Here is a 26817-nt window from a genome sequence, read left to right as displayed (position 1 = left end):
TCTTCTCGTCGTCAGCTCCGGTCGGCGGGCATCGACCGTCCGCGACTGTCGCCCCTTCGCGACCGTCGCCAGTCCGTGGCCGTCGTCCGTCCGTGGCCGTCGTCCGTCCGTGGCCGTCGCCTGTCCGTGGCCGTCGCCTGTCCGTGGCCGTCCGTCATCCGCGACCAACCGTCGGTCGAAACCGCGAAGGCAGCGTGCGCCCATCCCACGGTATGGAGACCACGCGTCACTTCACGGCGACGACGTACGTCGTCAACGCCGGTGCCACCGCGCTCCACGAGCACGAGCGGCTCGGCGTCCGACTCCCGCCCGGCGGGCACGTCGACCGAGACGAACTGCCGCACGAGGCCGCGCTACGGGAGGTTCGCGAGGAGACGGGTCTCGCGGCCGAGTTGGTCGCGAGCGAGTCGGCCGTCTCCGGCCCGAACACCCGCGGTATCCCCGAGCCCGCGCATCTGCTGCTTCACGACATCAACGTCCACGAGGACGGGTCCGTGGGGCACCAGCACGTCGATCACCTCTACTTCGCTCGCGTCGATTCGCGCGAGATCGCGCCGCGCGGCGACAACGAGGCTGACGCCGCCGACTGGCGCTGGTTCACCGCCGAAGAACTGGCGGCGAGCGACCTCCAGCCGGACGTGATTGACCTCGGACGCGAGGCGATCGCGACCGTCGGCGACGCGTCGCGATCGCGGTGAGGATTTGAACCCCGCTCCGGTGTCAGACGGCCGTCTCACAGTCCGGAAGCTATATGGGTCAAAGCGGGCGACGTACGTCCAAGATGGACGCACAGCGAAGAGCGGAGATCACCGAGTGGGACGCCCGCGAGTTCTCGGACGGGTTCGCCGGACTGGCGGGTCTCGTCGACCGGGAGTTCTCCGGCGCGGTGACCGACGGCGTGGCGTGGCTGTTCGTGTTCGAGGGCCGCGTGGTCGGGGTCGCCGACGGCGATCTCGATGGGTTCGCGGACGCGTCCGGGACCGTCTACGAGGCTCCGCATGAGGTCCTGCCGGTGCTTTTCGCCATGCAGGAGCGGGGCGGCGAGCCGCGGGCGCAGTACTACACGAACGACACGCCGCTCTCGGAGGCAGATCGCAAGCTCTCGCAAGGAGGCTACACCGGCTACGTCGAGCTGTCCGAGAACGTGCTCTCGGGCGACTACTACGTTACCTACACTGCCGGCGAGTCGATGTCGGCGGCGTACGTGGGCAACTCGCGCCGGCTCGAAACCGGCGACGACGCCTTCGATCTGGCCGACGACGAGGTCGGGATCTACACCGTCTACGAGGTCGACCTCGACGTTCGCGAGTTGCCGACCGGCGACGACGCGACGAGCGGCGCGACAGGTGACGCGGACGGCGAGGTGACGGACTCCGGATCGGCGGCGGCCGGACCGGGAGCCGCGGTGACCGAGGCGGAACCGACCGCGACGGACGAGGTGCGTGTAGACGCGGAGGCGGCCTCCAACTCGTCCCCGGGGGCGACAGAAACGACTCCAGATCCCGTCGTGGCGGACCCGTCGGCCGATGAGACGGGGGGTGACGAGATGGAGTCTGACGAAACGGGAACCGAAGAAACGGGAACCGAAGAAACGGCGGAGGTGGCGGCCGACGCTGACGGGGTATCCGATTCCGATACAGACGACGTAGACGCCGTAGACGACGGGAACACCGGTGTAGACGCCGTAAACGACGGACGTGACGCCGACGACAGCGCAGACGCCGACGCGACTGCCAGCGATGCCGACGCTCGCGCGTCCGGTAGCGAGCACGATACATCCGAGACGGACCGTGACGGAGCCGGCAACCGCGGTTCGACGGCCGCAGACGCGGAGTCGGATCGGTCACCGGTGCGGTCAGAGACCGGGACGGATCGCCGTGATCGGAGCCCATCGGACGGCGAACAATCCGCGTCGTCGCCCGCAGACGAAGACGTCTTCTCCGAGGAGGAGCAGTGGCGCGAGCAGAAGTCGATACCGGCGCTCGACCCAAGCGAGGCGAGCCCGCCGCCGGAGCACGACCGCGAGCCGGGCGCGACGAACGGGGGCGAGAACGGCTCGGCTGAACCGAGAGCGACCGAGCAAACCGGATCCAACAGCGCCGCGGTGACACAGCGGTCAACGAGTCGCGGGTCGGCCGCCCCGTCCGCCGAACGGGCCGCATCACGGATCCGCGAACTCGAATCGGCGCTCGAAACGGCGACCGAGGCCCGAGAGTCGCTTGAGACCGAACGAGACAGGCTCGCGGCCAAACGCGACGAGATCGCTGACGAGCGCGACGACCTCGCCGCCGAGGTCGAGGGGCTCGAATCCGAGCTGTCGACGATCCGCGAGGAGCGCGACCGGCTCCGCGAGGAGCTGTCGGCCGTCCGTGACCGGCTCCCGGAGAGCGATCGGAACCTGTCGGCGGCCGAGGCCCGTGAGGGGACGAACCTGTTCGTCCGGTACGACTCCAAGGGCGGCGCGACCCTCGAAGACGCACACGACGGCGCGGTCGACCGGGATTCCCTCCGGGAGAACCTCCGGATCGAACACCACACGAGCTTCGAGACGGAGGGGCTCGCAGTCGAGGGGCGACCGTACGAGGAGTTCCTGCGAGACACGATCGAGTACGGCTTCACCCGGTGGCTCGTGGAGGATCTCCCGTTCGAGGTGAGCGAGACCGGCAGCCAGAGCGTGCTCCGCGACCTGTACGACGCGCTCCCCGAAATCGACCGCGCCGAGATCGGCGGCTCGGTGTCGATAGCGATCCGCGAGGGCGGCGAAGAGACCCGCGAACAGCGACAGTTCGACCTCGTCTTACGCGATCGGATGGGGAACCCGCTGTTCGTCGCCGACCTCAACGACAGCCGCGACCCGACCGCGGAGGGAACGCTAGAGTCGCTCGTGTCGAACGGTCGGGACATCGCGGAGTCGAACGATCCGTTCGCGGCCGCGTTCGCAGTGACGGAGAGTTTCTTCGAGCCGGGCGCACTGGAGACCGCGAGCGACGCCGTCGGCGGCGGACTGTTCAGTCGGTCCAAGCGCGCGAGCTTTGTGAAGCTCTCGCGCAAGCGCGGCTACCACCTCTGTCTCGTCGAGGCTCGCGACGGCGGCTTCCACATGACGGTCCCTGACCTCTGAGTGGTGCGAGTGTCGAAGACGGAGACGGAGGTGGCGAGGTGACGCAGAAATCGAGACAGTGTGCGGCAGTCAGTTTAGCTTTCCAGTTCGGCGGCGTCGTCGATACGCATCGAGCCGAGCTTTTCGACCGTCTCGTCGAGCTTCTCGTCGAGTTCGTCGACGAACTCGTGGGTCCGTTCGGTCGTGATCGCACCCTGACTGGACGGCTCGATGAGGTTCTCCTCTTCGAGCACGCGGAGCGAGTAGCGGACCTTGTGGTGCGGGTATCCCGTCTCGTTCGACATCTTGACGATGCCGATCGGTTCGTTTTCGATGACCATCCGCAGGACCTGGAGGTGTCGTTCCAGCATGTCTACCTCCTTCTCTAGTCGATCTATCATGGCACATGTTAACTTGTCATGCCCCCGTTTAAAAGTTGCTGTCGGGCGTCGCCGCAGAGCGCTCGATCGAGCAGTTTGACGTGGGGATAGTTAACGTGTTCGGTCCCGAGACCCGGAAACCGCGTGAGACGGACCCGATCGCGATGTGTTCGCTCTCGATGTATTCGCTCTCGAGTCTTTCGATCGGGTTCGACGCGGACGCAACGCGGGCCGTCTCTCCGCCAGATCGTACACAAATAGCAACAGAACCGGGGCTGGAGGAAATGCGATATTCACGTTCGTGCAGTATTTTCGGCCGTGGACCGTAATCGGTTTTACCCCCCGCAGGGAACACAGCGGTCGTATGACACTCACCATCGTCGGCTCCCAGCTGGGTGACGAGGGCAAGGGCGCGCTCGTCGACCGGTGGGGAGGGGACGCGGACGTCGTAGTCCGTTATCAGGGCGGCGACAACGCCGGCCACACCGTCGTCGAGGGCGGCACGGAGTACAAGCTTTCGCTCGTTCCGAGCGGCGCGGTCCGAGGGACGGTCGGAATACTCGGAAACGGCTGTGTCGTCAACCCGCGAACGCTGTTCACCGAGATAGACGACCTGCGCGAGCGCGGGCTCGACCCCGACGTTCGGGTCGCTCGACGAGCGCACGTCATCATGCCGTACCACCGCGTTCTGGACGGGATCGAAGAAGAAGTCAAAGCCGACGACGACGACGGCGACGAGGTCGGCACGACGGGCCGCGGCATCGGTCCCACCTACGAAGACAAGGCAGGCCGACGGGGCATTCGGATCGCTGACCTGCTCGATCCCGTCGTGCTCCGCGAGAAGTTGGCGTACGCCGTTCCGCAGAAGCGCGCGGTCGTCGAGGATGTGTACGGGCTCGATCTCTCGGGTGACGATCGCGCCGAGGCGTTCGACGTGGACGCCCTCCACGAGGAGTTCACCGCGATCGGCGAGCGCCTCGCCGACGAGGGGATGACCGTCAACTGCTCGGATTTCCTCCATCGACGCCACGAGGCCGGCGACGAGATCCTCTTCGAGGGCGCACAGGGCACGCACATCGACGTCGACCACGGGAATTACCCGTTCGTCACCTCTTCGAATCCGACGGCCGGCGGGGCCGCCGTCGGCTCCGGGCTCGGAGTCACGACCGTCGGTGACGGCGAGGTCGTCGGCATCGTCAAGGCGTACCTCTCACGAGTCGGCTCCGGCCCGCTTCCGACCGAACTTGACGGCGACGATGACGAGGAGGCGCTCGCCGACGACATCCGCGAACGGGGCGGCGAGTTCGGGACAGTCACCGGTCGCCCGCGGCGGATCGGCTGGCTCGACCTCCCGATGTTACGCCACGCCACGCGCGTCTCGGGATTCACGGGTGTCGCGGTCAACCACGTCGACGTGCTCGCCGGCCTCGACGAGCTGAAGGTGTGTACGGGGTACGAGCTTGATGGCGAGACACTCGATACCGTCCCGACCACGACTGAGCGGTGGGCCCGCTGTGACCCTATCTACGAGACGCTCGACACGTGGAAACCGTTCGACTCGGCCGCCGTCGCCGAGGCGGGATACGAGGCGCTGCCCGACGCGGCCCGCGAGTACCTCGAGTTCGTCGCCGCCGAGATCGACACGCCGGTGTACGCCGTCGGCGTCGGCCCCGACCGCGAGGAAACGGTCGAGCTGACGAACCCGTTCGACGAGTGAAATAGCGCTCTGTTATCGCGGATCGATCCCGTCGAGTGCCGCCACGTCCTCGTCTGTCAGTTCCAGCCGCGCGGCTTCGAGGTTCGATTCGAGGTGGTCGACGCTCGACGTGCCGGGGATCGGGAGCGTCACGTCGGAGTGTCCGAGCAGCCACGCGAGCGCGACCTGATGGGGAGTCGCGTCGCGCCGCTCGGCGACCGAATCGAGCACGGGGCCGGCCTCGTCCTCGTCGACCGCGTACATCGGCCCCCACGGAATGAATCCGATCCCACGCTTCTCGCAGGCGCGGAGGACGGCCTCCTCGTCGCGGTTTCCCACGTCGTAGCGGTTCTGAACCGTGGCGACGTCGACGATGTCGAGTGCGGTCTCCAGCTGCTCGACGGAGACGTTCGAGAGGCCGACGCGCTCGATCTGCTTTTCGTCCTTCATCTCGGCGAAGGCGTGAACGGACGCTTCGAAGTCGGTGTCGGGGTCCGGACGGTGGAACTGGTACAGGTCTATTGTGTCCACGCCGAGCCGATCGAGGCTGCACAGTACCTGATTTTTCAGGAACTCGGGGTCGCCGTGCGGGGTCCAGTCGCCCTCGCGGTTGCGGAGCAGCCCCGCTTTCGACGCCACGAGCACGTCGGGATCGTCGTCGATCGCCTCGCCGATCAGGCGCTCGGAGACGCCCGGTCCGTAGGAGTCCGCGGTATCAACGAAGTCGACGCCGGCCTCGACCGCGCGCTGAAGGACGCGTGTCGCCTCCGCCTCGTCGCCGGGAGCGCCGATGATGTCCTCGCCGGTGAGCCGCATCGCGCCGAAGCCGAGGCGGTTGACGGTCGTACCGTCGTCGAACTCGAACGTATCGCTGGCGTTTCTGATATCGGGATCCATCGTCGGGGGGAGGTTCGCCACGCTCAAAGGAGTGGGGATAGCGGACGTACCGTCGCGGTCGACCGCGCGCCGTGTCGATGTCGGCAACCTTTATTCGGCCACGACCGAAGCGTACGATGACTATGGCAGACATCGAGACCACCACCGTCTCCGAGGACGGATACGCCTGTACGAGCCAAGTCGGCGACTTCGACTTGCAGATCGACGCGACCGACGAGACGGGACCGAACCCGAACGCCGCGCTCGTCGCGACGTACGCCTCCTGTTACCTGCCCGCGTTCCGCGTGGGCGGGAGCCAGCGCGGCGAGGACGATCTCGGAAAGGTACAGATCGACGCCAGCGCCGAGCTCGACGACGACGACTTGGCGTCCATCGCGTTCGACGTCCACGTCGAGGCCGACCTCGACGACGAGACGGCCGCCGACATCGCCGAGCGGGCCGAGGGGATCTGTCACGTCCACAGCGCCCTGCGCGAGGGGCTTCACGCGGAGATCAGCGTCTATCCGGGCGCGTTCTGAACGACGGAAGCACGCTGTAGCGACGCCCTCCGAATCTGAACCGTTACTTTTTGCTGCCGCAGGCTACGGTCCGTCAACGCCGGTGAACTCGAACCGAGCGCCGCCCGACTCCGACGCCGAAAGCGTCACGTCCCACCCGTGCGCCTCGGCGATGCTCTGGACGATCGCAAGGCCGAATCCGGTCCCCGTCCCGGTCGTCGAGTAGCCGCTTTCGAACACGGCGTCCCGACGGTCTTCGGGGATTCCGGGGCCGTCGTCCTCGACGTAGAACCCGTCCGGGAGGTCGCCAACGACGACTCGGGACCCGCCGTGTTCGGCAGCGTTCCGCAGGAGGTTCCCGAGGAGCCGCTTGAGTCGGCCGGCGTCGGCAAACAGCGTCTGATCGGTCTCGACGGCGACATCGATCGTCACGGCCTCGGCGTCCGGTTCTCTCGTCGACGCGTCCTCGCCCGAACGGGCGTCGTCCGTCGCGGCGTCTCCGTCGTTCGATCGGTCCGGAACGTCGATCGGACCGAATTCGTCTTCCGCGTAGCTAGTCACGACCTCGCGGAGGTCGACCGTCCCCACGTCGTCGATCGCGTTACCCTGCCGCGCGAGCGTGAGCACGTCCTCGATCAGCCGTTCCATCTCGTCGAGCGCGCGCTCGCACCGCTCGTAGTAGTCGTCGTTGCCCGTCTCCATGGCAAGGTGCAGGTATCCGGAGAGGACGTTGAGCGGGTTTCGGAGATCGTGTGAGACGATGCTCGCGAACTCGTCGAGCCGCTCGTTTTCGCGCTCTATCCGCCGTTCGTACGCCTTCCGCTCGGAGATGTCGCGGCTGCTGGCGAGGAACCGTGACTCCTCCTGAACATCGATGCGACGGACGTGGACCTCGACGGGAAGCGATGTGCCGTCCGCGCGACGGAACGTCGTCTCTATCCGAACCGTCTCGCCAGTCTCTAACCCCTCCCAAGTGTCGACCGCCTCCGACGGCTCCATCTGTTCGTCGAGGTCCCAGACGGCGAGTTCGGTGAGCGCCTCGTGATCGTAGCCGAGCTCTGAGAGCATCGCCCGGTTTGCGTCGACGATCTGCCCCTCCTCGTCGTGGATGTCTATCATGTCCGGCGAGCCCTCGTAGAGCGCCCCCAGCCGCGCCGAGGTTCGTTCGAGTCGCCGTTGGCGACGGCGCTCGTCGGTCACGTCGCGGGAGATACCGAGAACGCCGTCGAACTCGCCATCGATCAGGAGTCGCTGCAGTTCGAAGTCCACGATGGTCCCCGGCCGATCCGGAAGGTCGAGCTCCACCGTCCCCGACAGCCGCTCGCGGTCGCCCGCGACGAGTTCGGCGAACGGGTCGCCGTCCGACATCTCGCGTATGCGGTCCACGAGCGGACTCGGTCGCCCGGTGAGCTCCTTGGGAGACATCCCGTACACCGACGCGATGTGGCCGTTAACCAGTGCAAACCGTCCCTCCGCGTCGTATTCGCAGACCCCCTCCGGAAGCTCGTCGATCAGCCGGCGGTAGCGTTCGAGCGCGCGCTCGCGCTCCTTCTCTTCGGTCACGTCGATGTGGATGCCGACGGCACGTAGCGGCTCGCCGTCGTCGTCGCGCTTGACGACCCGTCCGCGGTCGCGGATCCACAGCCAGTCACCGTCCTTCGATCGCAGCCGGTGATCGAACTGGTAGTGCTCCGTGTCTCCGTCGAGGTGCGCCTCATGCGCCGCCCGTACCGGGTCGATGTCGTCGGGGTGGACGCGGGCCTTCCACTCTGCGAGATCTGGCGTGATCTCCGACGGCTCGTACCCCAACATTTCCGCCCAGCGGTCGTCGTATTCCACCTTGTCGGTACGAAGATCCCAGTCCCAGACGCCCACGTCAGCGCCCTCTAGGGCGAGCTGGAGTCGCTCGGATAGCTCCTCCAACTCGCGTTCGTGAGCCTTCCGAGGGGTCACGTCTCGGAAGTACGCTGACAGGCCGGTCGCGGAGGGGTACAGGTCGATCTCGAGATCCGCATCGAGCAGATCGGCATGGTACTCAAACGTCGTCGGTTCCCCCGTCTCCATCACCGATCGGAGTTCCGCTTCGAGGGCCGTCCCGTCGAGGCCCGGAAAGCACTCCCAGATCCGCCGGCCCAGAAGGTCGTCGGCGTCTCTATCGAGCAGTTCCGTCGCGCGGTCGTTGAGGTACGCGAGCCGCCAGTCGCCGTCGATCCGGCAGAAGGCGTCCGTCATCCGGTCGAGGTGGGCCGTGAGCTGTCGTTCGGTTCGCGCCCGCGACACGGCGTCGTCGATCCGGGAGACGAGCGCGTCGAACGGGTCAGAAAAGCCGCCCTTCGGGACGTACTCGTCGACACCCGCGGAGACGGCCTCGCTCGCGACGGTCGCCGACTCCTCCTCGGCGAAGAGGACGAACGGCAGATCGGCGTACCGGTCGCGAACCGATTCGAGGAGATCGATCCCGTGGCCGTCGCGGAGGTGGTACTCGCTCACGACGCAGTCGAACGAGTCGCGGTCGAGTGCGCGGAACGCCTCGGTCGGATCCGTCGTCGCCGTTACCCGACTCCCGTGGCGCTCGATCGCCGTCGCGGTCGCGTCCGCGGTGTCGGCGTCTCCGGCCACGACGAGAACCTCGATCGGAGAACCGGACCCCGCTGTCGCGCCGGCTACCGATCTCGCCTCGTCTCGTTCCGTCATTCGATAGTGTCCACGGGATTCAAAATGATAACCGTTCGCATATTTATCGGTTGGGGGTCGCAAAGCGGTGCGCAGCAGTTGCCATCCACGAAACAGTCCGCGGAACCACGGCGTCGACCGCGACCGACTCACCCGCGCGCGTACTCGACCACCGCGCTGGAGGCCGCGTAACCGATAGCGGCGACGACGGCCCCCGTCGCGACCGCGAGTACGGGGTCCCGTCCGAGGACGTACGCCAACAGGAACCCGAACATACCGGCCCCGTTCGCACACAGGAGACGGAGCGTCCGGTAGTTCGGCGTCCGGGGTGTCACGTCCGGACTACGAGACGCCCTGACAAAAGGACGCGCATCTCGACGTGTGGCGGAACCGCGACGAACGATGGCGATCAGCGAGGCACGCGTCCGGAGACCCTGCTCGCTATAAGTGATACCGCGGCCACGCCCGCCATGCGACGGCAACGGGGAGCGAGTCACCGGCGAGAGGTCGGTCGACACTCACGAACTCGGCGGCGGCCGGGCACCGGTCGGGAGCAACCGAGCGATCGGACGGGGGAGATCGATCGGAGACGCGAAAAGGGTTATCAGCGGGCACGCCGCTCGCGGACGCGACGACTGCGAGGGAAGTCCGGAGGCGTGCCGGGTCGGTTCGGCCGCCTCGGACGCACCGTGGCGTGTGGGATCGTCCTGTTCGCGATGTCTGTCCCGCCGCTTTTCGGTCTTGGCGCGCTGACGGTCACCGCACTCGCGGACGGGACGAACGAGGTCGCAACACCGGGAGCGTCCAACGCGCTCGCAGCGGGGATCGGGTCGGGAATCGCCGACTCGGCGGCGATCTATCCGCTCTGGGCGGCCGCTCGCGAGTGGTCCGTCGTTCTCGCGGCCGCGCTCGTGTTCGTGGGGTGGGCGCTATCCGCGGCGACGGCGGTGCGAGTCGTCGCGCGGATCGCGTCGCCGCGGTAGCGAACGACCGGTTCGCTCGGTGCTTGCCCATCCGAACGGTTTTTGCGTCGACCGACGGGAGGAGACGTATGGACGAGGATACCCTCGGTGACGGCGGGACCGAGCGCGCGGACGGCGAACCGAGCGAGGACGTCGCGCTCGACCCGTGGGGTTCGGCGTCGGTCGGCGACTACGCGGACCTGTTCGCGGAGTTCGGCATCGAGGCGTTCGACGACGTCGCCGACGAGGTGACGGACCCGCATTACCTGATGCGTCGCGGCGTCATCTTCGGTCACCGCGAGTACGACGCGGTCGCGGAGGCGATGGCGAACGACGAGCCGTTCGCGGCGCTGTCGGGATTCATGCCGACGGGCGATCCGCACATCGGCCACAAGCTCGTCTTCGACGAGATTATCTGGCATCAACGGCGGGGCGCAGACGCCTTCGGTCTGATCGCCGACTTGGAGGCGCACTCCGCGCGGGGGATGTCGTGGGACGAGATCGACGAGCACGCCCGCAGCTACCTGTTGTCGCTTTTGGCACTCGGATTCGACGCCGAGGAGGGAGAGGTATACCGCCAGTCGGACAACCGCGCGGTCCAAGACCTCGGGTTCGAACTCGGCTCGAAGGCGAACTTCTCGGAGTTTGAGGCAATCTACGGCTTCGACGGCGAGACGAACATCTCGCACATGCAAAGCGTCGTGACCCAGACCGCAGACATCCTGTATCCCCAACTCGTCGACGAGCCGAAACCCACCGTGATCCCGGTCGGTCCCGACCAAGACCCGCACGTCCGGCTCACCCGCGACCTAGCGACTCGGGTGCGCTACTTCAAGGTGACCGAGGCGTTCGCGAGCTTCGAGCTCGACGACGACGAACGGCGGCTGGTCAGTTGGCTCTATGAGAAGGTCGAGGAATCAATCAGATCAGGTCTCGGGATGAAAACCAACAGAATTGGCGTTGACGACGCAGATCTGGGTAACGTCACCTGTCGTCAAGCGTCATATCTGTTGAAAGAATTAGATGATGTCTCCCTAGATGAGAATAGATTGAGGGAGTATCACCTATCGGTAGAGGAGTTAGCTGATGCCGGACATAGATTTTCGGGTGAAGAGTGGAACAAAATCCTCTCTACTTTGGTACCACTTGAGGTGGAGCCTTACAGATTGACCCCCGGTGAGGCTGTCAACTCTCTTCAGAAAAAGCTAAAATCTGGAGGTCAGGAACCGCTTCAGCGCCGAACTCGCTTCCTCGATCGCAATGCCACTGACGAGGCATTCAAAGCCTTGATTGAGAATATTGACGGCAAGAAGCGCGTCTACGACGCCCACGTTGATGCCTTAGACCTATCGGAGACTGAGGCCGAGTCGCTGGCGCGGGAAATCGAGATCGACCACGACGGGTTCGGCTTCCGACAGCCGTCCTCGATCTACCACCGGTTCATGACCGGTCTCACCGGCGGAAAGATGTCCTCGTCGATCCCGGCGAGCCACATCTCGCTGTTGGACGACCCAGAGGACGGATACGACAAGGTCCGGGCGGCGACGACGGGCGGCCGCGACACCGCAGAGAAGCAGCGCGAACTCGGCGGCGAGGCCGACGAGTGTCCCGTCTACGAGCTGTATGCCTACCTTCTCGCCGGCGACGACGACGAACTGACGAAGGAGGTGTACTCCGAGTGCGTGACTGGCGAGCGCCTCTGTGGCGGCTGCAAGGAGCAGGCCGCAGAGCTCATGCGCGAGTTCCTCGAAGACCACCAAGCGAAGCGCGAGGAGGCCGAGGAACTCTTGGAGGAGCTCGACATCGATCTCGATTCGGACCGACGCGGGACCGGCGGCGACCACTAACAACTCTATTCCGAAACAGAGTTACATTCGTCCGCCCCGAACCGGCGTCGAATTAACCGATGGATTACTCGCGCCGTAGTTAATTTCGATTCGCGTTTCTCGAAAACATTATGCGGCACCCCGCTCGAATGGAGCATATGACACGCGTGGGCGTCAACGGGTACGGCACGATCGGCAAGCGGGTCGCGGACGCGGTCGCGGCCCAACCCGACATGGAACTCGTGGGCGTGACGAAAACCAGTCCCGACTACGGCGCGGAGGCCGCGATCCGGCGGGGCTACGACCTATACGCCGCGATAGACGATCGCGTCGACGAGTTCGAGACGGCTGGACTCACCGTCTCGGGGACGCTCGCCAACCTGCTCGACGCCGTCGACGTGATCGTCGACTGCGCTCCCTCCGGCATCGGCGAACGGAACCGCCCAGTTTACGAGGCGCACGACACCCCCGCCGTGTATCAGGGCGGCGAAGATGCGGCGATCGCCGACGCCTCGTTCAACGCTCGCGCGAGCGGCGACGAGGTGGCTGACGCCGACTCCCTCCGGGTCGTCTCGTGTAACAGCACCGGACTCTCTCGTATTCTCGCCCCGCTCGACGAGGAGTTCGGCGTGGAAAAGGCCCGCGTCACGCTTGTCCGCCGCGGCGGCGACCCGAGCGAGACAGACCGCGGTCCGATAAACGACGTGATCCCGGACCCGGCGACGGTTCCCTCACACCACGGCCCAGACGTCAACGAAATCCTGCCCGACATCGACATCGACACCGCCGCGCTCAAAGCGCCCGTGACGGGCATGCACACGCACAGCGTCAACGTCACGCTCGACACGGAGCCGTCGACCTCGGCCGTCCGCGGCCTGCTCGCCGAGCAGTCCCGCGTGTTCCAGATCCCCGAACGCGCCGGCATCGACGGTGCCGGGACACTCAAAGACTACGCCTCCGACTTGGGCCGGTCACGTGGCGACCTCTGGGAGAACTGCGTCTGGGAGGAATCGGTGAGCGTCGAGGGGCGGGACCTGTACCTGTTCCAGAACGTCCACCAGGAGGCCGACGTGGTCCCCGAGAACGTCGACGCGATCCGCGCGCTCGTGACAGACGTGTCTCGCGCGGAGTCGGTCGCACGCACGAACGAGGCGCTCGGTGTCGGGCTCAACAGCCTCCTCGCCGACGGCGGTACGGGTGAAGCGCCGGTGACGGCCGACGACTGAGTCGGAAACACCGGAGACTGATCCGAACGGTCCTGTAGGCGTACGGCTGTCTGGCGTCGTCGCTTACGCCGTCGGTGTCGTCACGAGAAACGTCCGTCCGCCCCGACGCTCGAGGTGTACCTCGCTCCCGCGAACGCGGTTATCTCGGCTTCGGTCGACGATCCGATCCGTTCGACACTCCGTGACATCTACGCGCGTCGCCGTCGCGTACCGCGGTCGGTCGTGGCTGCTCGCGCTCATACCCCACAAGAGGGCCGTAACACCCCTATACCTGAGCCATCCGCGGAGTGAAACTGAAAGTGGTCGCGTTGAGCGCACTCTCCGGAGAATCGGTCAGCGTATCTCCCAGACATCGCCAACTACCGCCGAAGGTCGCCCGCGTCGTCCCCGACAGCGCTGACCGAGAAGTAGTCGTAGCCGCCGTAGGCGACATCGAGCGCTCCGATCCACCAGTTCCAGCGGTCGACGACCGACAGCCCGTCGGGAGCGTCTTCGAGGTTCGCTATCACCTCGGGGACGGTGAGCGCGTGTCCGCGATCGCGAGAGGGCTGCTCGGAGTCGGCGAGGTCGGTCGCCGCGCGGGCGACGGCTCGCCGCGCTGCTTGGGTTCCGTCGAAGGCATCTTCAAGCTCTCGTTCGAGCCGGCGACTGTCCATGCCTGTCCTACGGGGGCGCGATACTTGGATGCTCGAGTCACAGCCGCGCCGCGAGTGCGAGAAACAGGAGGCTGAACGGTGCCGTCAACAGGGCCAAGAACACGCCGGCCGCTCCCTCGTCGGCCGCGACGGCGATTACGAGGCCGACGACCAGCGAGGCTGACCCGAGCAACGCAAGCGTCACCCGCTCCGGTGTCGTCGCGCGTTCGGGGCCGTCGCCGCGCGCGAGCACGGCGTCGAGGCGCGACTCGACCGCATCGGCTCGGTCGCTCGGCACGAACAGCCACGGCGTCGACCGGTACCACGCGTTCCCGCGATACGCGAGGACGAAGAGCGTCGTCGCCGTCAGGGGGAGATCGATCCGCCGCGTCCGGACCACGGCCTGCAGGTCGTCGCATCGACTCCGGTCGGTCGTCTGGTTCTCGCGTTCGATCACGGCCTCGGTCGGATCGACCCGCACCGTCGTCCCCGTAGATCTGAGGAGTTGCGGGAGCATGAACACCGACCACGCGAGCGGCCAGAGCCCGCCGACAGCGTTCGACGGGAGCGCCACGAACAGCCCGACCGTAGCGAGGGCACCTCCGAGAAGCCACAGCGGTCGAATCCACGAGAGATCGACCGCCTCGCGGAATGACCCTGATTCCGGAGCCCACTCCGAGCGCGCGACGCCCGCGACCGGCAGCAGCGATATCGCGGCCGCGGCCACTAGGAGAACGCCGACGGCGATCGTGGACGCGTCGATCGAGGAGAGGCTGGCTCCGCCGCCCTCAGCCGCGAACCCAGTCACCACGACCGGTACCAGAGAGGCGAGAAATGCGACGACGACCGTGGCGATGACCGCGGCGATTCCGAGGGTCACAGAGCGGATCCGGTCGTAGCTAACCGGTCCCCACTCGATCGCCGTATCCCCGGCGTCTGTGGCATCTGTGGTGTCGGCGGCCTCAGGGGACTCAGAGGCCTCATCGAGCGATGCGGAGGCAGCATCCGGGTGCACGCTCGCTGACGGAGGGCGCTGTCCGGAGGGCATGCGACCGTCTTCGGTTCGGATCGATATAAACCGTCGTCGCCGCGTCGCCCTCGCCATCGGCGGTGGGGTGCAGGTCGAGACCGCTTTGTACCTACAAGAGATTTTTGTACGTTCCCCGGAGAGCAACCGCATGACCAACTGGCGCGCGGTCGGCTACGGGTTCGTCGTGATGATCGTTGCGGGACTGCTCGCGACGCTCGCGCCAATCGTCGGCCACATCGGCGCGGGGCTGATCGGCGGGTTCGTCGCCGGGTACGTCGCCGGCGGCGGCATCGGGTCCGGGCTCTGGCACGGACTGCTCGCAGGATCCGTCGGCGGGCTCGTCGTCACGCTGACGCTCGCCGTTCTCGGTGGGCTCGTCGGACTCGTCGGCGGACCGATCGGCAGTCTGCTCGGCAGCGCCGGCGTCCTCGTCGTGGGACTCTTCGTGACTGTCCTGTTCGCGATCGACTCCGCGCTGGCCGGCGCGATTGGCGGCGTACTCGGCGACTGACCGCCGCGGTGGGTGTCCCTCCGGAATCGAGGTCGTCGAACGAACCGAACTCTCGTTACGTGAAGTGGTACCGACTGACATTATCGGCACGATTTCGTCTCGGCGGCGACGGCCACCGACGAACAACTGCGGGCGATGAGTGACCTCGCGCGTATGTGGTTCGAATGTGGACGCGGGAGTCGCGATTCGAACCGATTCCACCCGATCGCCGCGTTCGCCCGTCTTCGGACGGTTAAACCGAGTTAACTGGGCGAAAATCAGTTGAACGACTTTCGGTATTAAAGGTGGTAGCGCTCCGAGCGGCAGGTGCCTATGAACGCTATCCGAATGACGCTGATCGCAGCGCTCGCCGCGGCGGTACTGATCGTCGGTGCGGCGGCCGGTACCGCTGCTGCCGCGCCCGGACCCGACGACGCGGCGGGTGCGGCGGACGCGAACGCGACCGCCGGCCCGCCGAGCGACCTCCCGAGTCCGGTCCCCGACTTCGTCGGTGACATCCTCGGGAGCGTCACCGACTTCCTCTCCGGCGATCTCGATAGTCTCGGCGACGCGGTGAGCGATATCGCCGGCGACGCGGCTCGCGGGGAGGGAGGAGACTAGCGTGTCCGATCGGCTCACAGACCTCGGCGCACTCGGCAGGCGGCGCTACCTGCAGACCACCGGTGCCGCCGCACTCGCGACCGTCGGCCTCGCCGGCTGCGTCGGCACGGCGACCGGAACGCTGGCGACACGGGTAACCGACCAGCCGGCGGACATCGCCGACTTCGAGTCGCTCGTGGTCACCATCGAGGGGATCTGGCTCGGCCCCGAGGGCGCAGAAAGCAGCGCTAACGAAACGCAGACGGACGGCGCAGACGACGCGGACAGCGCAAACGACACTGACGACACGCAAACGGACGACGGAGGCGCGAATCAGACGGACAGCGAAGACGACGAGGACGAACCGGCCGGTCGCGAGTATTTCGAATTCGACGAGCCACAGGAGGCAGACCTCGTCCAGCTACAGGACGGCGAGACGCAACTCATCGACGAGCGCGAACTGGCGGTCGGAACCTACCAGTTCCTCCAGCTTGACGTCTCGGCCGTCGACGGGACGCTCTCCGGCGGCGATGAGGCATCCATCGATCTTCCGGGGAACGCTCCGCTCACGTTCAATGAGCAGTTTGAAGTGCGAGAGAACGCGCGAACGAGCTTCATCGCCGACTTCGCACCTGTCCGCCGCGGCACCGAATCGTACCTCCTCCGTCCCGTGCCGAGCGGTATCGAGGTCTCCTATGAGGGAGAAGACGGCGGCGAAAGCAACGGAAGCGACGACGACAGCTAACGGCAGAAGCGACAAGAACAGTAGTGGTGATCGCGTCGAAACACGGCGGAAACGACGCAGACGCGGCGACGCGTGTCCGATCGTCGTGGTCCAGCGAGCGGCGTGCATATCCCTCGATCCCCCGTTGAAGTATCCCCTGTCGGGCCACCGACGGCTCCGCGAGGGGGGCTTCGGGGTTAGGGCTGGGAGCGGTCCCGGGATCTGGGGACCGGGGGAATGCACGCTCGCATCGGTCCCGATCGGAGGCACACGATTCGGTTCGGCCGGGCGACGCAGGCCGCTGCGTTCGACCGGTCGAACGTCCCACCGTACCCGCGACGTTCCGCCCGTTCTTGCGGTGGTCGTCACACGCGACTGTCACGCTGTCGCCCGCGACTGTCACGCTGTCATGGCGGGCTCTTCGCTGACGGTTTGATACACTGGCCCGGCGAGCAGCAGTACTCCGACGCTCGCCATCGCCACGAGCGCCGCCGGATCGACGGCCGAGAGGTCTCCGGTGGCCAGTCGATCGAGCGAGACCCCGACGGCGACACCGAGGAACACCCACGGCAGTTCGCCAACGGCGGTGCCGAGCAGGAAGGGTTGGATCGCCACCCCGGAGACGCCGGCACCCAGTGAGATGGCGTCCGAGGGCAGCGGAAGCAGCCGCGTCGCAGCCACCGTTCGAGCGCCCCCGCCGACCGCGGCCAGTCGCGCGCAGACGTCACGGACGCGGGCCGAGACTCCCGTCGCGCGGTCGTCGCGACCGCGCGACATTCCCCAGCGAGCGAGTCCGTACGGCGGCAGCGCGGTCGCCGTCACGAGCGCGACGCCGACCGGCATGCCTCCCCATCCGTAGCCGAAGCCGACGGCGGCAGAGAGCAGGGTCGTCGGCCACGCGAGGGCGGGCCGAACCGCGGCGAGGCCCACGAGCGCGACGCCGAACCACAGCGGTCGGTCCGCGAGCCGGGTGAGCGGTCCGGTGACCGCCGCCGGCGACGCGGTCCACGCGGCGGCGATCGAGATCGCGACCGCGACGGCGGCGAGGGCATACCCGGCGACGACGGCCCGACGAGTCACGCGGTGTGGTCGCCGTCCGGACGATAAACGCTTTGTGGGTCGCGCGCTCCGCTCACGAGAGTTTGCCGAGCGCCTCGAAGAAGTCCGACGGTGGTCCCGCGAGCCGCATCGGCGGCGTGGTCCGCTCGACGGTCACCTCGGCCGGCGCGTCGAGTTCGGTCACAGTTCGGCCGTCGCTGACCACGACGGCCTCGTCGACGCCCTCCACCGACACGGTGATTGTCGAATCGATGTCGGTCACGAGCGGCGGCATCCCCTCGTCTGCGACCATCTCGTTGACGACGAGGCCGCTCACGCTCGGGTGAACGAGCGGCCCGCGCTCGGAGAGGTTGTAGGCGGTCGAGCCGGTCGGCGTGGCTATCAGGACGCCGTCCGCGTGGCCCCCGGAGTACCGGCTCCCGTCGATGTGAACCGCGTAGTCGATCCCGGCTCCCGGCCCGCGTCGTCCGCCTTGGATCACAATCTCGTTCGCCGCGGGCACGGAAGTCCACTCGCCTGACCGGGCGGCGAGACGCGGCACCTCGCGGACGGCCATCTCGCCGCGGTTGAACGCTTCGACCTCGTCGAGGACCGCCTCGGTGGCGTTCTCAGGAGAAACCGCGTTGAGAAAGCCGACCTCGCCGAGGTTGATCCCGACGATCGGCGTGTCTCCGGCGTTGCGCGCGGCGAAGAGGAGCGTTCCGTCGCCGCCGACGGCGACGGCGAGGTCGCAGTCGGTGAGCGCTGAGACCGGTCGGCCGGCGGGCACTCCGTCGAGGGCGTCCGCGGTCTCTGTATCGACCCAGACGGACGCGCCGGCCGCGGTGACCGCCTCTCTGAGGTCGGCGGCGACCGCAACCGCCCGATCGCTCCCCTTTCGCGCCACGATTCCCACGTCCATGCGGCACCGATTCCGCCGCGCGACCAAAAGGGTGCGGACATCGCTCGGCCCGGCGGCACCCCCCGTCGCGACTGGGTCGTCGTGTACCGCCCCGTCGCGACCGGATCGTCGCGTACCGCCCCGCCGCGACCGGATCGTCGGGAGACGCGACGCTCCCGGAAAGTTTCAAGCCGCCCGCCCGCGTTGCCCGTCACATGTCGACCCCCCACGGCCGACTGAGACGATGAGCGAGGAGGACGACTGGTTCGAGCGCGCGCTGCGCGACCTCGACGAGGACGCCGACAGCGACGGCGACGACGAGGCGGGGTCTGATGAACCCTCCGAACGCGACGAGGGATCCGACGAAGTCGACCCGGGAGAGGGCGACGATCCGTTTGGTGGGGTCCGGAACGCAGACCGAGACGGTGGAGGCGACATCGGCTCTGGCGAACCCGATACCGAGACGGGGGCGGTCCCTGATTCCGGCTTTGACGGCGGTGACGAGCCGTTCGGTGGCGACGCGTTCGGCGACGCAGACCCGTTCGGCGGTGCGGCGGGCGGAGCCGATCGATCGGGAGGTGAGCCCACTACCGACATCGAGTCCGAGGGCGAGACGACCGAATACGCGACGGGGGGAGACGATCCGTTCGGCGACGCGGACCCATTCGGCGGCTACCGGGAAACCGCCCCCTCGCCGGACGACGCGTTCGGATTCGCGGAGTTCGGCGGCGGAGACGAACCGGGCACGGCGGGCAACGCCGATCCCGCGGGGTTCGACATCGACCCGGACGAGTTCGAGTCGGCGATCCCCCGGATCGACGTGGGGATCGAGGGGCTCGACGAGATGATCCTCGGCGGGGTCCCGGCCCGGTCGCTGATCTCGGTGATCGGGGGCGCGGGGACCGGAAAGACGACGTTCGCGCTCCAGTTTCTCAACGAGGCGCTCGAATCCGACGGGAAGGGCGTGTACATCACGCTCGAACAGACCCGCGAGTCGATCCTGTCGACGGCGGCCGAAAAGGGGTGGTCCTTCGAGGACCACGCCGCCGAAGGTCGGCTCGCGGTGGTCGCCATCGACCCGATCGAGATGGCGAACTCGCTCGCGTCCATCCGGAACGACCTCACGCGGCTCATCGCCGAGTTCGACGCCGACCGACTGGTGTTGGACTCCGTCTCGCTTTTGGAGATGATGTACGACCATCCGTCGAAGCGCCGCTCTGAGGTGTTCGGGTTCACCCGGTCGCTGAAGGAGGCCGGCGTGACGACACTCCTCACTTCCGAGGCGAGTCAGGAGTCGCCGTACGCCTCCCGCCATGGCATCGTCGAGTACCTGACCGACGCGGTGTTCGTGTTGCAGTACGTCCGAGGGTCGGACTTCCGCGAGACGCGGCTCGCCGTGGAGATCCAGAAGATCCGCGACGCGAACCACTCCCGGGAGACGAAGCCGTACGACATCACCGATACCGGCATCTCGGTGTACGATCAGGCAAACATCTTCTGACGCCGTCTCGCTCGGATCGATCGCTGATCTCGCAGCGACACGGTCGGATCGCTGATCCCGTATCGGCACCGTTTACGGAGCCGCGGGCGTACCCTCGCGTATGCCGGAACCGAAGGACACGTTCGAGGAGACGTTCCCGTGTGAGTTCTACGAGCCCGCAGAGCTGTTCGAACCCGATCTCATGTACACGATACCGGAGATCGGTCGGCTGCTTCAGGGGCTGGAACCGGACGCCGACGTCGATCCCGACACCGAAGCCGTGCTGATCGACTGGGCGATCCCGTGGGTAATGGCCCACGCTGACGACATGGTGATCGCCGAACCCCTGACAGAGGACGGTCCGGGCTACTACGGCCTCGACCCGGCCGCCGTCGAGTCGTGATCAGCGAACGGAGCGATCGCGCGCCGGTCGTTCTCGTCGCGGGCGGCGCACGCGTCGACGCGGGGAAGACGACGTTCTCGACCGGCCTCGTGCGCGCGCTCGCCGACCGCGTCGGCGACGCCATCGGGGTCAAGCCCCGCGCCGGCAACGACTTCTGGTTCGACCACGACGACTACGAGATTGCGACGGAGTCGGGGCGACTCTACGGGAAGGACGCCCGCCGCCTCGCCGCCGCGAGCACGCTGGCGCTCGCCGGCGGCCCCGATGTCATCACGCCCGAATCTATCAACCCGATCCACCGACTGTGGCGACCGACGCCGGACCGAACCGGAATGCTCGGCGACGCTGACCGGACGTTTCTCTGTGACCGAGTGACCGTCCCCGCGGCGGACGATGACTCCGATGCGGACGACGATCCCGCCGCGGACAGCGGTCCAGCAGCGTCGGACACACGGTTCGTCGTCAACGGGGCGGCCGAGTCGTCCGGTCTCCTCCCGGACGAACTCGGGGACAGGCTCCCGCTTGCGGACGGGACTCGGGTCGAGAGCGTGCCCGCGTTCAACGACGTGATGGCAGCCGCGTATCTCCCTGCCCTCGATCGCCTCACAGAGCGGGTCTCGGCGACCGCGGCAGCCGGCGTTCCGGTCGCCGTCGAGTCGTACGCGGACGTCGCCGGCCCGCTCCCGCGAGACGGCCCGGTCGAGCCCGACGCGGTCGCCGTCGTGGACCCCGGCCGGGCGCGGATCTATGCCGGGGACCGATACGCGAAGGCTCGCGACGTGGCGTCCGGCAGTCCCCGCGAGGGGACGCGCGAGGAACACACGGATGCGGTGACGGCGATGATCGATCCGCTCGCGACCGTCGACCTCCCGGCGCTCGGGGGGGACCGGCGCGGCGACCCGGACCGGGTGGCGTCGGCGTACGGGCCGGCGTATCAAGAACTGTTCGAGGCGGTGTAGCGCCGCAGAAGCAAGACGACGGGGGTGACGCGTCCGCTACGCGTTCCGCTTCGTGTAGTGGTCGATCGCCGATTCGATCGACGACAGATCCGCGGTCACGCGGCTGTCGGCGACGCGCATGAAGCCGGGAGTGTACGACTTGGAGTAGTCGAACAGCGCGTTGACTGCGCGCTTGGGGGCGGAGACGGCCGAAAAGTCCGTGACAGTGTACACGCGAGTCGTCGGGAACGCGGTCCAGAATGTACCGCTGACCCAGCGGTCGTCGTCTTCGAACGACGTACCGACGCGGCCGGTCGCGACGTACTCGTCGTCGTGGTAAAACAGCAGCAGGTCGCCGGACTCCATCCGGTCGAACGTCGATCCGTTGCCACTGTCGTCGTCGACGGCCCACAGGCGTGCCTCGTCAGCGTCGGCGAGGGCATCGGGGCGGTCGTCGTACTCGGCGAGATCGACCGCGGACCGGACCGTTCGATCGAAGTTCTCCGGATCGATCGGGACCAGAAAGACGTTCGCACTCATTGAATCTCCGTTTCGCCGGGAGGGTTTTAAACCCGTCCGTTGCCGACGCCCCCGAGTGCCGTGGGTAGACACCGATTCGGCGGTCCGCGCGTCGCCTCGCTCACCTGTCCTCGTAGATCCGGTCCATGCGCGCAGCCATCACGAAGTCAGACTTGGCGAGCCCGTCGATATCGTGACTCCACATCTCGACGCCGACTTCGCCCCACGAGAGGTGGATGTCGGGGTGGTGCCATTCGGCCTCGGCGAGTTCGCCGATCTCGTTCGTGAACGCGAGCGCCGACGCGAAATCGTCGAACTCGTAGGTCGCTTCGAGGTGGTGGCCGTCGACGACCTCCCACGCGTCGCCGAGCGTGTCGAGGTACTCGCCATACGCCGATTCAGTCAGCGGTTCGGCTCCCTCCGCAGGCGGTTCGACCGGCTCGTCCGCGAGCGACGGTGACATGGGACTCGATTGGGCGACGAGTGGTTTGTACCTTCCGCACGCGCCGAATGTGAGCCGTCACCTGCGGGGACGCCGTCCTCGGGACGCCGACCGACAGGACGAAACGTTCCGTTTGGTAAGCTTCAAGGCGACCCGTGCCGGTGGGTACCGTGGATGCAACTTTTCGCCTCGGCGTCGGACCGACGTCGGGGACTCCTCGCGCTGGTCGGCGTCGCGGTCGGGTTCGCCGCGCTCTACCTGTTCGTCCGCGAGTACGCGGCGTTCATCACCGACGTCGAGGCTCTCCGTGCGTGGCTCCGCCAGTTCGGCGTCCTCGCTCCACTCGTGTTCGTGCTCCTCCAAGCGCTCCAAGTGATCGTCGCGCCGATCCCGGGCCAAGTCGTCGCCTTGGTCGCCGGCTACCTGTTCGGCCCGGTTGCGGGCACCGTCTACAGCCTGACCGGCGTGCTCATCGGGAGCGCAGTTGCGTTTTCGCTCTCGAAGCGATTCGGCCGCTCGTTCGTCGAAGACGTGCTTCACGAGGACGTAGTCGCCCGGTTTGACGGCTTCGTCGACACGGTGGGTGTTCCCGGGCTGTTCGCGTTCGTTGTGATTCCTGGCCTCCCCGACGACGCCATCTGCTTTCTGAGCGGTCTCACGAAGTGGCGGCTGCCGACGTTCATGGCCGTGATAAGCGTCGGTCGACTTCCTGCGTACGTTATCACCGTGTACGCAGGCGGCCAGCTGGCCGGCGGGCGGTTCCGCTCGGCGCTCGCGATCATCGCGTTCGTCGTCCTCGTCTCCGTCGTCGGCTACTACAAACAGGAGTCGGTCAGAGACATCGTCGCGCGCCTTGAACCGCGGCTTCCATTCTGACTCTCCCGGTATCTCGTCTCGATCAAGGTGTTGTCGCTCGCGACAGTTAGGACGGTCACATCCACTCGCGCGCCTCGAACAGTTCTTCCTGTCATTTCGATCGCCACGGTCCGAACTGCGGCCGGACGGCCTCGTCACCCCCACGTCCAGAGGGCGTCAAGCACGAACCGGTAGATCCCGCTGATGAAGATCGCGACGGCGTTTCCCACGAGGTACAAGATCCCCGCCCACTCGACGAGCGCGAAGAGCACGGCAAGTTGGATCGGGATCGCGGTCCCGCGCACCAGATTCGTCTTGAGCAGGCCGGAGAGATACTCCGAGACGCCCGTGTTCTGCTTCGCCTGAAACGTCCACGCGTTGTTGCCCACGTACGAGAGGACGATCGTGATCTCGATGGCGATCGTCGCGCCGATCAGGTAGTTCAGTCCTGCGGCGTCGACGAACGCCCACAGGAGGGCCATCTGGATCCCGGCCGTGACCGCGCCGACAACAACGAACCGGCGGAGTTGGACGGCGATCGGTCCGCTCGACAGATCGCGGAGGATCGCCCGTATCATCACCGATAGCCGAGCGCCTCGAGCCGGGCTTCGAGGTCAGCGTCAACCTCGTCCCCATCGGTATCGCCCGACGCCTCTGCCGCCGCCTCGCTGTCGCGGAGCTCCGCGTCGTGGTCGGCAGCTATCGGCGCGAACCGCTCGATGACCGCCCGCTGCTCGTCGGTGGGATCGGCAGACAAATCCGTCTGCTGTGTCGGGTCCGACGGTCGGTGATACAGCTCCACCGTGTCCGCGTCGACGTTCTCGATGTACGTCCACTCGGCGTCGCGGACGCTCACGAGCAGATCACCGTCGGACAGCGAACGCGGAATGGGTTGTTCCGTCACCTCCTCGCCGCGCACCGTTACGGACACGACCGGGTCGCCGTCGGACTCGCTCTCGCCGCCGAACTCGCGGTCGTCCGCAGGATCCGACTCGCCGCGAACCGCGGACGCGACCGACTCCCCGCGCCAGTCGGCCGGCGCGTCGACGCCCAAGAGGTCGGCTACGGTGGGGGGAACGGCGTCGAGTCCGACGTGTTCCGTGACGCGACGCCCGCCGTCCACGCCGGGGGCGTTCACGATGAGCGGCACGTGGATCAGCTCGTCGTACAGCTTCGGGTAGTGCGCGAGGTGACCGTGTTCCTGGAACTCCTCGCCGTGATCGCCCGCGACGACGATCGCCGTCTCGTCGGCAATACCGGCGGCTTCGAGCGTGTCGAGCAGCCGCCCGACGCTGGCGTCGACCTGTCGCACCGTCGCCTGATACAGCGTCCGCAGCTCGCGGAGCGTTCGCTCGCCGACCTCCCAGCCGAGGCTCGTCCGGGTGTGTGCGTGTAGCATGCGGTGAGTCCCCACGATCCCGTCGGACACCTCGCGGATGTACCGGGGTGCGGGCACGTACGGCGTGTGGGTGTCCATGTAGTGAACCCACAGCAAAAAGGGGTCGTCGGTGTCGTCGATAAAGTCCGTCGCGGCGTCCTCCACGTCGAACATCCGGGAGGCGTCGAGGAACGGGCGGTCGTCGCGCTCGCCGCGGAGCTTCGACCCGAGCCGCCGGATAGGCGAGGACGCGAGCTGGATCCACGCTTCGACGGTCGGATGCGCCGCGAGGTACCGACTGTACCGGCTCGACCCGACGCTCGTGACGAACGACTCGAACTCGTCGAACCCCTCCGGGTACCCCCAGTGGGAGGTGAGAAAGCCGTTCGCGGCGTTGAAGCCCGCGGTCTCGAACCCGGCGTCTGAGAGCTCTGACGCGAGCGTCCGGGCACCGCGAACGCCGATGTCGCCGTCGCGCGCGAAGACGGGCTCGGAAGCGAGGATCGCTGGGAACGAGAATGGCGTCCAGTTGCCGGTCGCGAAGGCGTTGTCGAACACGGTCCCGCCGTCGGCGAGGCCCTGTAACACCGGCGAGTGGCGGTCGCCGTCGTACGGGGCGATCGCGTCCGCCCGGAGGGAGTCGATCGTGACGAGCAGCACGTTCGAGATGTCCGGCGACTCGGACCCGGATTCCGACTCCAACGTCGCTTCCGACCCGGACGCCGCCTGCGTGGCCGAGGCCGCCTCTGCGTCGTCGGGATCCGGGTCAATATCCGATCCGTCCGTTTCGTCCGCCGCTGTCCCGTCCGGTGATGACGTGTTCGATGCCATGGTGTGCGATCCGCGCGTTCCGACGCGGCCGAGACGTCGACCGATCCCGATCGGTTCGACGGGGGATCCGGCTTCGACCGAATTCACCCGACAGAACCGATCCGGTTCGGTCTGGTCCGGAGGCGTCCGTCCGCCCCGGACCGTCGCCGCCCGCTGCGGGCAGCGTCCCCACCGCATCCGGGCCGAGCGTCAGAATCGCTAGTCTACCCGGAGCGGCGGCTGCCAGCGGCTTGAGGATTTCGATTGCACGGTCGTCCCGGACCCGAACGTAGCTATTTGCCGCTGGCGACCGACAATCGGGTATGCACGACTCAGGAACCGATCCGAGCGATGAGGACGACGCTTCGAGCGTCCGCGACATCGGCGTCCTCGACGAACCGGTTCCAGCGGACGAGATCCCCGACGAAGTCCCGGGCGAGTCGCGGGCGGTGGAGACCAACGGCGTCCGGCTTCACGTCGTCGAGTCCGGTCCAGAAGACGGGAAGCTCCTGATTTTGCTACACGGGTTTCCCGAGTTCTGGTACGGGTGGCACGAAGCGCTCGCGTCGCTCGCGAACGCCGGCTACCGCGTCGTCGTCCCGGACCAGCGCGGCTACAACTGCTCCGAGAAGCCACCCGCCGTGCGCGACTACCGGATCGGAGAACTCGCGCGCGATATCGTCGGGATCATCGACGCGTACGGCCGGGAGACGGCGGCGGTCGCCGGCCACGACTGGGGCGCGGCCGTCGGCTGGTGGCTCGCGCTCCACCACGCCGACCGCGTCTCGGAGTTCGTCGCGGTCAACGTCCCGCACCCGACCGTCTTCGAGCGCGAGCTGCGCGGTTCGTGGGACCAGCGGCTCAAGAGCTGGTACGTCCTCGCGTTCCAGCTCCCGAAGGTGCCGGAGGCCGTCGCCCGCGCCGGGAACTGGCGGCTCGCGGTACGCGGCCTCCGCGAGTCGAGTTCCCCCGGGACGTTCGACGACGAGGATTTCAGGCGGTATCGTCGGGCGTGGAGCCGCGAGGGCGCGTTCGAGGCGATGGTGAACTGGTACCGGGCGATCGTCCGCGATCGCCCCGCTCCCGAGCGGACGACCGTCGAGGTCCCGACGCTCGTGATCTGGGGCGCGAGAGACCGGTTTCTCACCAGACGGATGGCCGGACGGAGCGTCGACCACTGCGCCGACGGTCGACTCCTCACGCTCGAGACGGCGACTCACTGGGTCGTCCACGAGGAGCCCCACCGCGTCGCCGAGGCGATCGCCGACCACGCCGATCCGCTGCCGCCCGGCGCGCGCGAATGATTTAGGTGTCGCC

29 protein-coding genes are annotated in these 26817 nt (G+C 67.2%); 15 read left to right on the top strand and 14 right to left on the bottom strand.

Going from position 1 to position 26817, the window contains the following annotated elements:
* Positions 1-11: 11 nt before the first annotated feature.
* Positions 12-209: a hypothetical protein gene (locus NO887_RS06795; protein WP_256417722.1), complete on the bottom strand. Its 198-nt coding sequence runs from the start codon at positions 207-209 to the stop codon at positions 12-14.
* A 3-nt stretch (positions 210-212) separates the two neighbouring features.
* On the opposite strand from NO887_RS06795, the gene NO887_RS06790 reads away from it, so the two are divergent.
* The gene (locus NO887_RS06790) at positions 213-698 is read left to right on the top strand and encodes an NUDIX hydrolase (protein ID WP_256417721.1); all 486 of its coding nucleotides are present in this window, start codon (positions 213-215) and stop codon (positions 696-698) included.
* Between the two features lie 83 nt (positions 699-781).
* Complete coding sequence (locus NO887_RS06785; RefSeq protein WP_256417720.1) at positions 782-3121, top strand: DUF7527 domain-containing protein; 2340 nt, start codon at positions 782-784, stop codon at positions 3119-3121.
* A 74-nt stretch (positions 3122-3195) separates the two neighbouring features.
* Here the strand turns inward: NO887_RS06785 and NO887_RS06780 are convergent, their stop codons facing one another.
* The gene (locus NO887_RS06780; RefSeq protein WP_256417719.1) at positions 3196-3501 is read right to left on the bottom strand and encodes a hypothetical protein; all 306 of its coding nucleotides are present in this window, start codon (positions 3499-3501) and stop codon (positions 3196-3198) included.
* 343 nt (positions 3502-3844) lie between these two features.
* On the opposite strand from NO887_RS06780, the gene NO887_RS06775 reads away from it, so the two are divergent.
* A complete protein-coding gene (locus tag NO887_RS06775) occupies positions 3845-5197 on the top strand; it encodes an adenylosuccinate synthase (protein WP_256417718.1) in 1353 nt (450 codons plus the stop codon).
* A 12-nt stretch (positions 5198-5209) separates the two neighbouring features.
* On the opposite strand, the gene NO887_RS06770 is transcribed toward NO887_RS06775, so the two are convergent.
* The gene (locus tag NO887_RS06770) at positions 5210-6073 is read right to left on the bottom strand and encodes an aldo/keto reductase (protein ID WP_256417717.1); all 864 of its coding nucleotides are present in this window, start codon (positions 6071-6073) and stop codon (positions 5210-5212) included.
* A gap of 122 nt (positions 6074-6195) precedes the next feature.
* Between NO887_RS06770 and NO887_RS06765 the strand changes: the two genes are divergently transcribed.
* Positions 6196-6591 (top strand): OsmC family protein, encoded by a 396-nt coding sequence (locus NO887_RS06765; RefSeq protein WP_256417716.1) that lies wholly within the window; start codon positions 6196-6198, stop codon positions 6589-6591.
* Positions 6592-6654: 63 nt separating this feature from the next.
* Here NO887_RS06765 and NO887_RS06760 read toward each other — a convergent pair whose 3' ends face one another.
* Together NO887_RS06760 and NO887_RS06755 are read right to left on the bottom strand one after the other, a co-directional pair.
* Positions 6655-9264, bottom strand: a complete 2610-nt coding sequence (locus NO887_RS06760) for a hybrid sensor histidine kinase/response regulator (protein ID WP_256417715.1) — start codon at positions 9262-9264, stop codon at positions 6655-6657.
* Between the two features lie 128 nt (positions 9265-9392).
* Positions 9393-9578: a hypothetical protein gene (locus NO887_RS06755; RefSeq protein ID WP_256417714.1), complete on the bottom strand. Its 186-nt coding sequence runs from the start codon at positions 9576-9578 to the stop codon at positions 9393-9395.
* 354 nt (positions 9579-9932) lie between these two features.
* On the opposite strand from NO887_RS06755, the gene NO887_RS06750 reads away from it, so the two are divergent.
* From NO887_RS06750 to NO887_RS06740, 3 genes are all read left to right on the top strand, one after another.
* Positions 9933-10226 (top strand): hypothetical protein, encoded by a 294-nt coding sequence (locus tag NO887_RS06750; protein ID WP_256417713.1) that lies wholly within the window; start codon positions 9933-9935, stop codon positions 10224-10226.
* 68 nt (positions 10227-10294) lie between these two features.
* Positions 10295-12052, top strand: a complete 1758-nt coding sequence (locus tag NO887_RS06745; protein WP_256417711.1) for a tryptophan--tRNA ligase — start codon at positions 10295-10297, stop codon at positions 12050-12052.
* 137 nt (positions 12053-12189) lie between these two features.
* On the top strand, positions 12190-13257 hold the full coding sequence (locus NO887_RS06740; protein WP_256417710.1) for a type II glyceraldehyde-3-phosphate dehydrogenase: 1068 nt from the start codon (positions 12190-12192) through the stop codon (positions 13255-13257).
* Positions 13258-13320: 63 nt separating this feature from the next.
* Here NO887_RS06740 and NO887_RS06735 read toward each other — a convergent pair whose 3' ends face one another.
* The 3 genes from NO887_RS06735 to NO887_RS06725 form a co-directional block, all read right to left on the bottom strand.
* Positions 13321-13497 (bottom strand): hypothetical protein, encoded by a 177-nt coding sequence (locus NO887_RS06735; RefSeq protein WP_256417709.1) that lies wholly within the window; start codon positions 13495-13497, stop codon positions 13321-13323.
* Positions 13498-13616: 119 nt separating this feature from the next.
* Entirely contained in the window at positions 13617-13943 is a 327-nt protein-coding gene (locus tag NO887_RS06730) for a WNWW family protein (protein ID WP_465262002.1), read from the bottom strand.
* A 7-nt stretch (positions 13944-13950) separates the two neighbouring features.
* On the bottom strand, positions 13951-14940 hold the full coding sequence (locus NO887_RS06725; RefSeq protein WP_256417707.1) for a hypothetical protein: 990 nt from the start codon (positions 14938-14940) through the stop codon (positions 13951-13953).
* A 130-nt stretch (positions 14941-15070) separates the two neighbouring features.
* On the opposite strand from NO887_RS06725, the gene NO887_RS06720 reads away from it, so the two are divergent.
* From NO887_RS06720 to NO887_RS06710, 3 genes are all read left to right on the top strand, one after another.
* Positions 15071-15433 carry a DUF5518 domain-containing protein gene (locus tag NO887_RS06720; RefSeq protein ID WP_256417706.1) on the top strand — a complete coding sequence of 121 codons (363 nt, stop codon included), beginning with the start codon at positions 15071-15073 and terminating at the stop codon, positions 15431-15433.
* A 312-nt stretch (positions 15434-15745) separates the two neighbouring features.
* On the top strand, positions 15746-16033 hold the full coding sequence (locus NO887_RS06715; protein WP_256417705.1) for a hypothetical protein: 288 nt from the start codon (positions 15746-15748) through the stop codon (positions 16031-16033).
* 1 nt (position 16034) lies between these two features.
* On the top strand, positions 16035-16757 hold the full coding sequence (locus NO887_RS06710; protein ID WP_256417704.1) for a DUF4382 domain-containing protein: 723 nt from the start codon (positions 16035-16037) through the stop codon (positions 16755-16757).
* Positions 16758-17135: 378 nt separating this feature from the next.
* On the opposite strand, the gene NO887_RS06705 is transcribed toward NO887_RS06710, so the two are convergent.
* Together NO887_RS06705 and NO887_RS06700 are read right to left on the bottom strand one after the other, a co-directional pair.
* Positions 17136-17816, bottom strand: a complete 681-nt coding sequence (locus NO887_RS06705; RefSeq protein WP_256417703.1) for a TVP38/TMEM64 family protein — start codon at positions 17814-17816, stop codon at positions 17136-17138.
* Between the two features lie 52 nt (positions 17817-17868).
* Positions 17869-18696 carry an NAD(+)/NADH kinase gene (locus tag NO887_RS06700; protein ID WP_256417702.1) on the bottom strand — a complete coding sequence of 276 codons (828 nt, stop codon included), beginning with the start codon at positions 18694-18696 and terminating at the stop codon, positions 17869-17871.
* A gap of 223 nt (positions 18697-18919) precedes the next feature.
* On the opposite strand from NO887_RS06700, the gene NO887_RS06695 reads away from it, so the two are divergent.
* From NO887_RS06695 to NO887_RS06685, 3 genes are all read left to right on the top strand, one after another.
* The gene (locus tag NO887_RS06695; protein WP_256417701.1) at positions 18920-20176 is read left to right on the top strand and encodes a KaiC domain-containing protein; all 1257 of its coding nucleotides are present in this window, start codon (positions 18920-18922) and stop codon (positions 20174-20176) included.
* A gap of 100 nt (positions 20177-20276) precedes the next feature.
* Positions 20277-20558 (top strand): DUF5827 family protein, encoded by a 282-nt coding sequence (locus NO887_RS06690; protein ID WP_256417700.1) that lies wholly within the window; start codon positions 20277-20279, stop codon positions 20556-20558.
* Positions 20555-21517 (top strand): ATPase, encoded by a 963-nt coding sequence (locus tag NO887_RS06685; protein ID WP_256417699.1) that lies wholly within the window; start codon positions 20555-20557, stop codon positions 21515-21517. Before NO887_RS06690 ends, NO887_RS06685 begins: the two co-directional genes overlap by 4 nt.
* Positions 21518-21553: 36 nt before the next feature.
* On the opposite strand, the gene NO887_RS06680 is transcribed toward NO887_RS06685, so the two are convergent.
* Positions 21554-22036 carry a hypothetical protein gene (locus NO887_RS06680; protein WP_256417698.1) on the bottom strand — a complete coding sequence of 161 codons (483 nt, stop codon included), beginning with the start codon at positions 22034-22036 and terminating at the stop codon, positions 21554-21556.
* Between the two features lie 100 nt (positions 22037-22136).
* On the bottom strand, positions 22137-22478 hold the full coding sequence (locus tag NO887_RS06675) for a 4a-hydroxytetrahydrobiopterin dehydratase (protein WP_256417697.1): 342 nt from the start codon (positions 22476-22478) through the stop codon (positions 22137-22139).
* Between the two features lie 153 nt (positions 22479-22631).
* On the opposite strand from NO887_RS06675, the gene NO887_RS06670 reads away from it, so the two are divergent.
* Positions 22632-23333, top strand: coding sequence for a TVP38/TMEM64 family protein (locus tag NO887_RS06670; protein ID WP_256417696.1), 702 nt, complete (start codon positions 22632-22634; stop codon positions 23331-23333).
* A 134-nt stretch (positions 23334-23467) separates the two neighbouring features.
* Here the strand turns inward: NO887_RS06670 and NO887_RS06665 are convergent, their stop codons facing one another.
* Positions 23468-23890 carry a GtrA family protein gene (locus tag NO887_RS06665; RefSeq protein ID WP_256417695.1) on the bottom strand — a complete coding sequence of 141 codons (423 nt, stop codon included), beginning with the start codon at positions 23888-23890 and terminating at the stop codon, positions 23468-23470.
* Entirely contained in the window at positions 23890-25521 is a 1632-nt protein-coding gene (locus NO887_RS06660) for a sulfatase family protein (RefSeq protein WP_256417694.1), read from the bottom strand. The genes NO887_RS06665 and NO887_RS06660 overlap by 1 nt, the downstream gene beginning before the upstream one ends.
* 302 nt (positions 25522-25823) lie before the next feature.
* Between NO887_RS06660 and NO887_RS06655 the strand changes: the two genes are divergently transcribed.
* A complete protein-coding gene (locus NO887_RS06655; protein WP_256417693.1) occupies positions 25824-26804 on the top strand; it encodes an alpha/beta fold hydrolase in 981 nt (326 codons plus the stop codon).
* The last annotated feature ends 13 nt before the right edge of the window (positions 26805-26817 follow it).

Origin of the sequence: Halorubrum laminariae, assembly GCF_024494655.1 — an archaeon.
In the GTDB taxonomy this organism is placed as follows: domain Archaea; phylum Halobacteriota; class Halobacteria; order Halobacteriales; family Haloferacaceae; genus Halorubrum; species Halorubrum laminariae.
Note: the sequence above shows the minus strand (reverse complement) of the source record. Positions and strands in the feature narration are given on the sequence as shown.

What these genes read in the sequence shown, in the direction of transcription:
- NO887_RS06790 (WP_256417721.1), top strand. Translation starts at nt 213, where the DNA reads ATGGAGACCACGCGTCACTTCACGGCGACGACGTACGTCGTCAACGCC.
- NO887_RS06785 (WP_256417720.1), top strand. Translation starts at nt 782, where the DNA reads ATGGACGCACAGCGAAGAGCGGAGATCACCGAGTGGGACGCCCGCGAG.
- NO887_RS06780 (WP_256417719.1), bottom strand. Translation starts at nt 3,501, where the DNA reads ATGATAGATCGACTAGAGAAGGAGGTAGACATGCTGGAACGACACCTC.
- NO887_RS06775 (WP_256417718.1), top strand. Translation starts at nt 3,845, where the DNA reads ATGACACTCACCATCGTCGGCTCCCAGCTGGGTGACGAGGGCAAGGGC.
- NO887_RS06770 (WP_256417717.1), bottom strand. Translation starts at nt 6,073, where the DNA reads ATGGATCCCGATATCAGAAACGCCAGCGATACGTTCGAGTTCGACGAC.
- NO887_RS06765 (WP_256417716.1), top strand. Translation starts at nt 6,196, where the DNA reads ATGGCAGACATCGAGACCACCACCGTCTCCGAGGACGGATACGCCTGT.
- NO887_RS06760 (WP_256417715.1), bottom strand. Translation starts at nt 9,264, where the DNA reads ATGACGGAACGAGACGAGGCGAGATCGGTAGCCGGCGCGACAGCGGGG.
- NO887_RS06745 (WP_256417711.1), top strand. Translation starts at nt 10,295, where the DNA reads ATGGACGAGGATACCCTCGGTGACGGCGGGACCGAGCGCGCGGACGGC.
- NO887_RS06740 (WP_256417710.1), top strand. Translation starts at nt 12,190, where the DNA reads ATGACACGCGTGGGCGTCAACGGGTACGGCACGATCGGCAAGCGGGTC.
- NO887_RS06735 (WP_256417709.1), bottom strand. Translation starts at nt 13,497, where the DNA reads ATGAGCGCGAGCAGCCACGACCGACCGCGGTACGCGACGGCGACGCGC.
- NO887_RS06725 (WP_256417707.1), bottom strand. Translation starts at nt 14,940, where the DNA reads ATGCCCTCCGGACAGCGCCCTCCGTCAGCGAGCGTGCACCCGGATGCT.
- NO887_RS06720 (WP_256417706.1), top strand. Translation starts at nt 15,071, where the DNA reads ATGACCAACTGGCGCGCGGTCGGCTACGGGTTCGTCGTGATGATCGTT.
- NO887_RS06715 (WP_256417705.1), top strand. Translation starts at nt 15,746, where the DNA reads ATGAACGCTATCCGAATGACGCTGATCGCAGCGCTCGCCGCGGCGGTA.
- NO887_RS06700 (WP_256417702.1), bottom strand. Translation starts at nt 18,696, where the DNA reads ATGGACGTGGGAATCGTGGCGCGAAAGGGGAGCGATCGGGCGGTTGCG.
- NO887_RS06695 (WP_256417701.1), top strand. Translation starts at nt 18,920, where the DNA reads ATGAGCGAGGAGGACGACTGGTTCGAGCGCGCGCTGCGCGACCTCGAC.
- NO887_RS06690 (WP_256417700.1), top strand. Translation starts at nt 20,277, where the DNA reads ATGCCGGAACCGAAGGACACGTTCGAGGAGACGTTCCCGTGTGAGTTC.
- NO887_RS06680 (WP_256417698.1), bottom strand. Translation starts at nt 22,036, where the DNA reads ATGAGTGCGAACGTCTTTCTGGTCCCGATCGATCCGGAGAACTTCGAT.
- NO887_RS06675 (WP_256417697.1), bottom strand. Translation starts at nt 22,478, where the DNA reads ATGTCACCGTCGCTCGCGGACGAGCCGGTCGAACCGCCTGCGGAGGGA.
- NO887_RS06670 (WP_256417696.1), top strand. Translation starts at nt 22,632, where the DNA reads ATGCAACTTTTCGCCTCGGCGTCGGACCGACGTCGGGGACTCCTCGCG.
- NO887_RS06665 (WP_256417695.1), bottom strand. Translation starts at nt 23,890, where the DNA reads ATGATACGGGCGATCCTCCGCGATCTGTCGAGCGGACCGATCGCCGTC.
- NO887_RS06660 (WP_256417694.1), bottom strand. Translation starts at nt 25,521, where the DNA reads ATGGCATCGAACACGTCATCACCGGACGGGACAGCGGCGGACGAAACG.
- NO887_RS06655 (WP_256417693.1), top strand. Translation starts at nt 25,824, where the DNA reads ATGCACGACTCAGGAACCGATCCGAGCGATGAGGACGACGCTTCGAGC.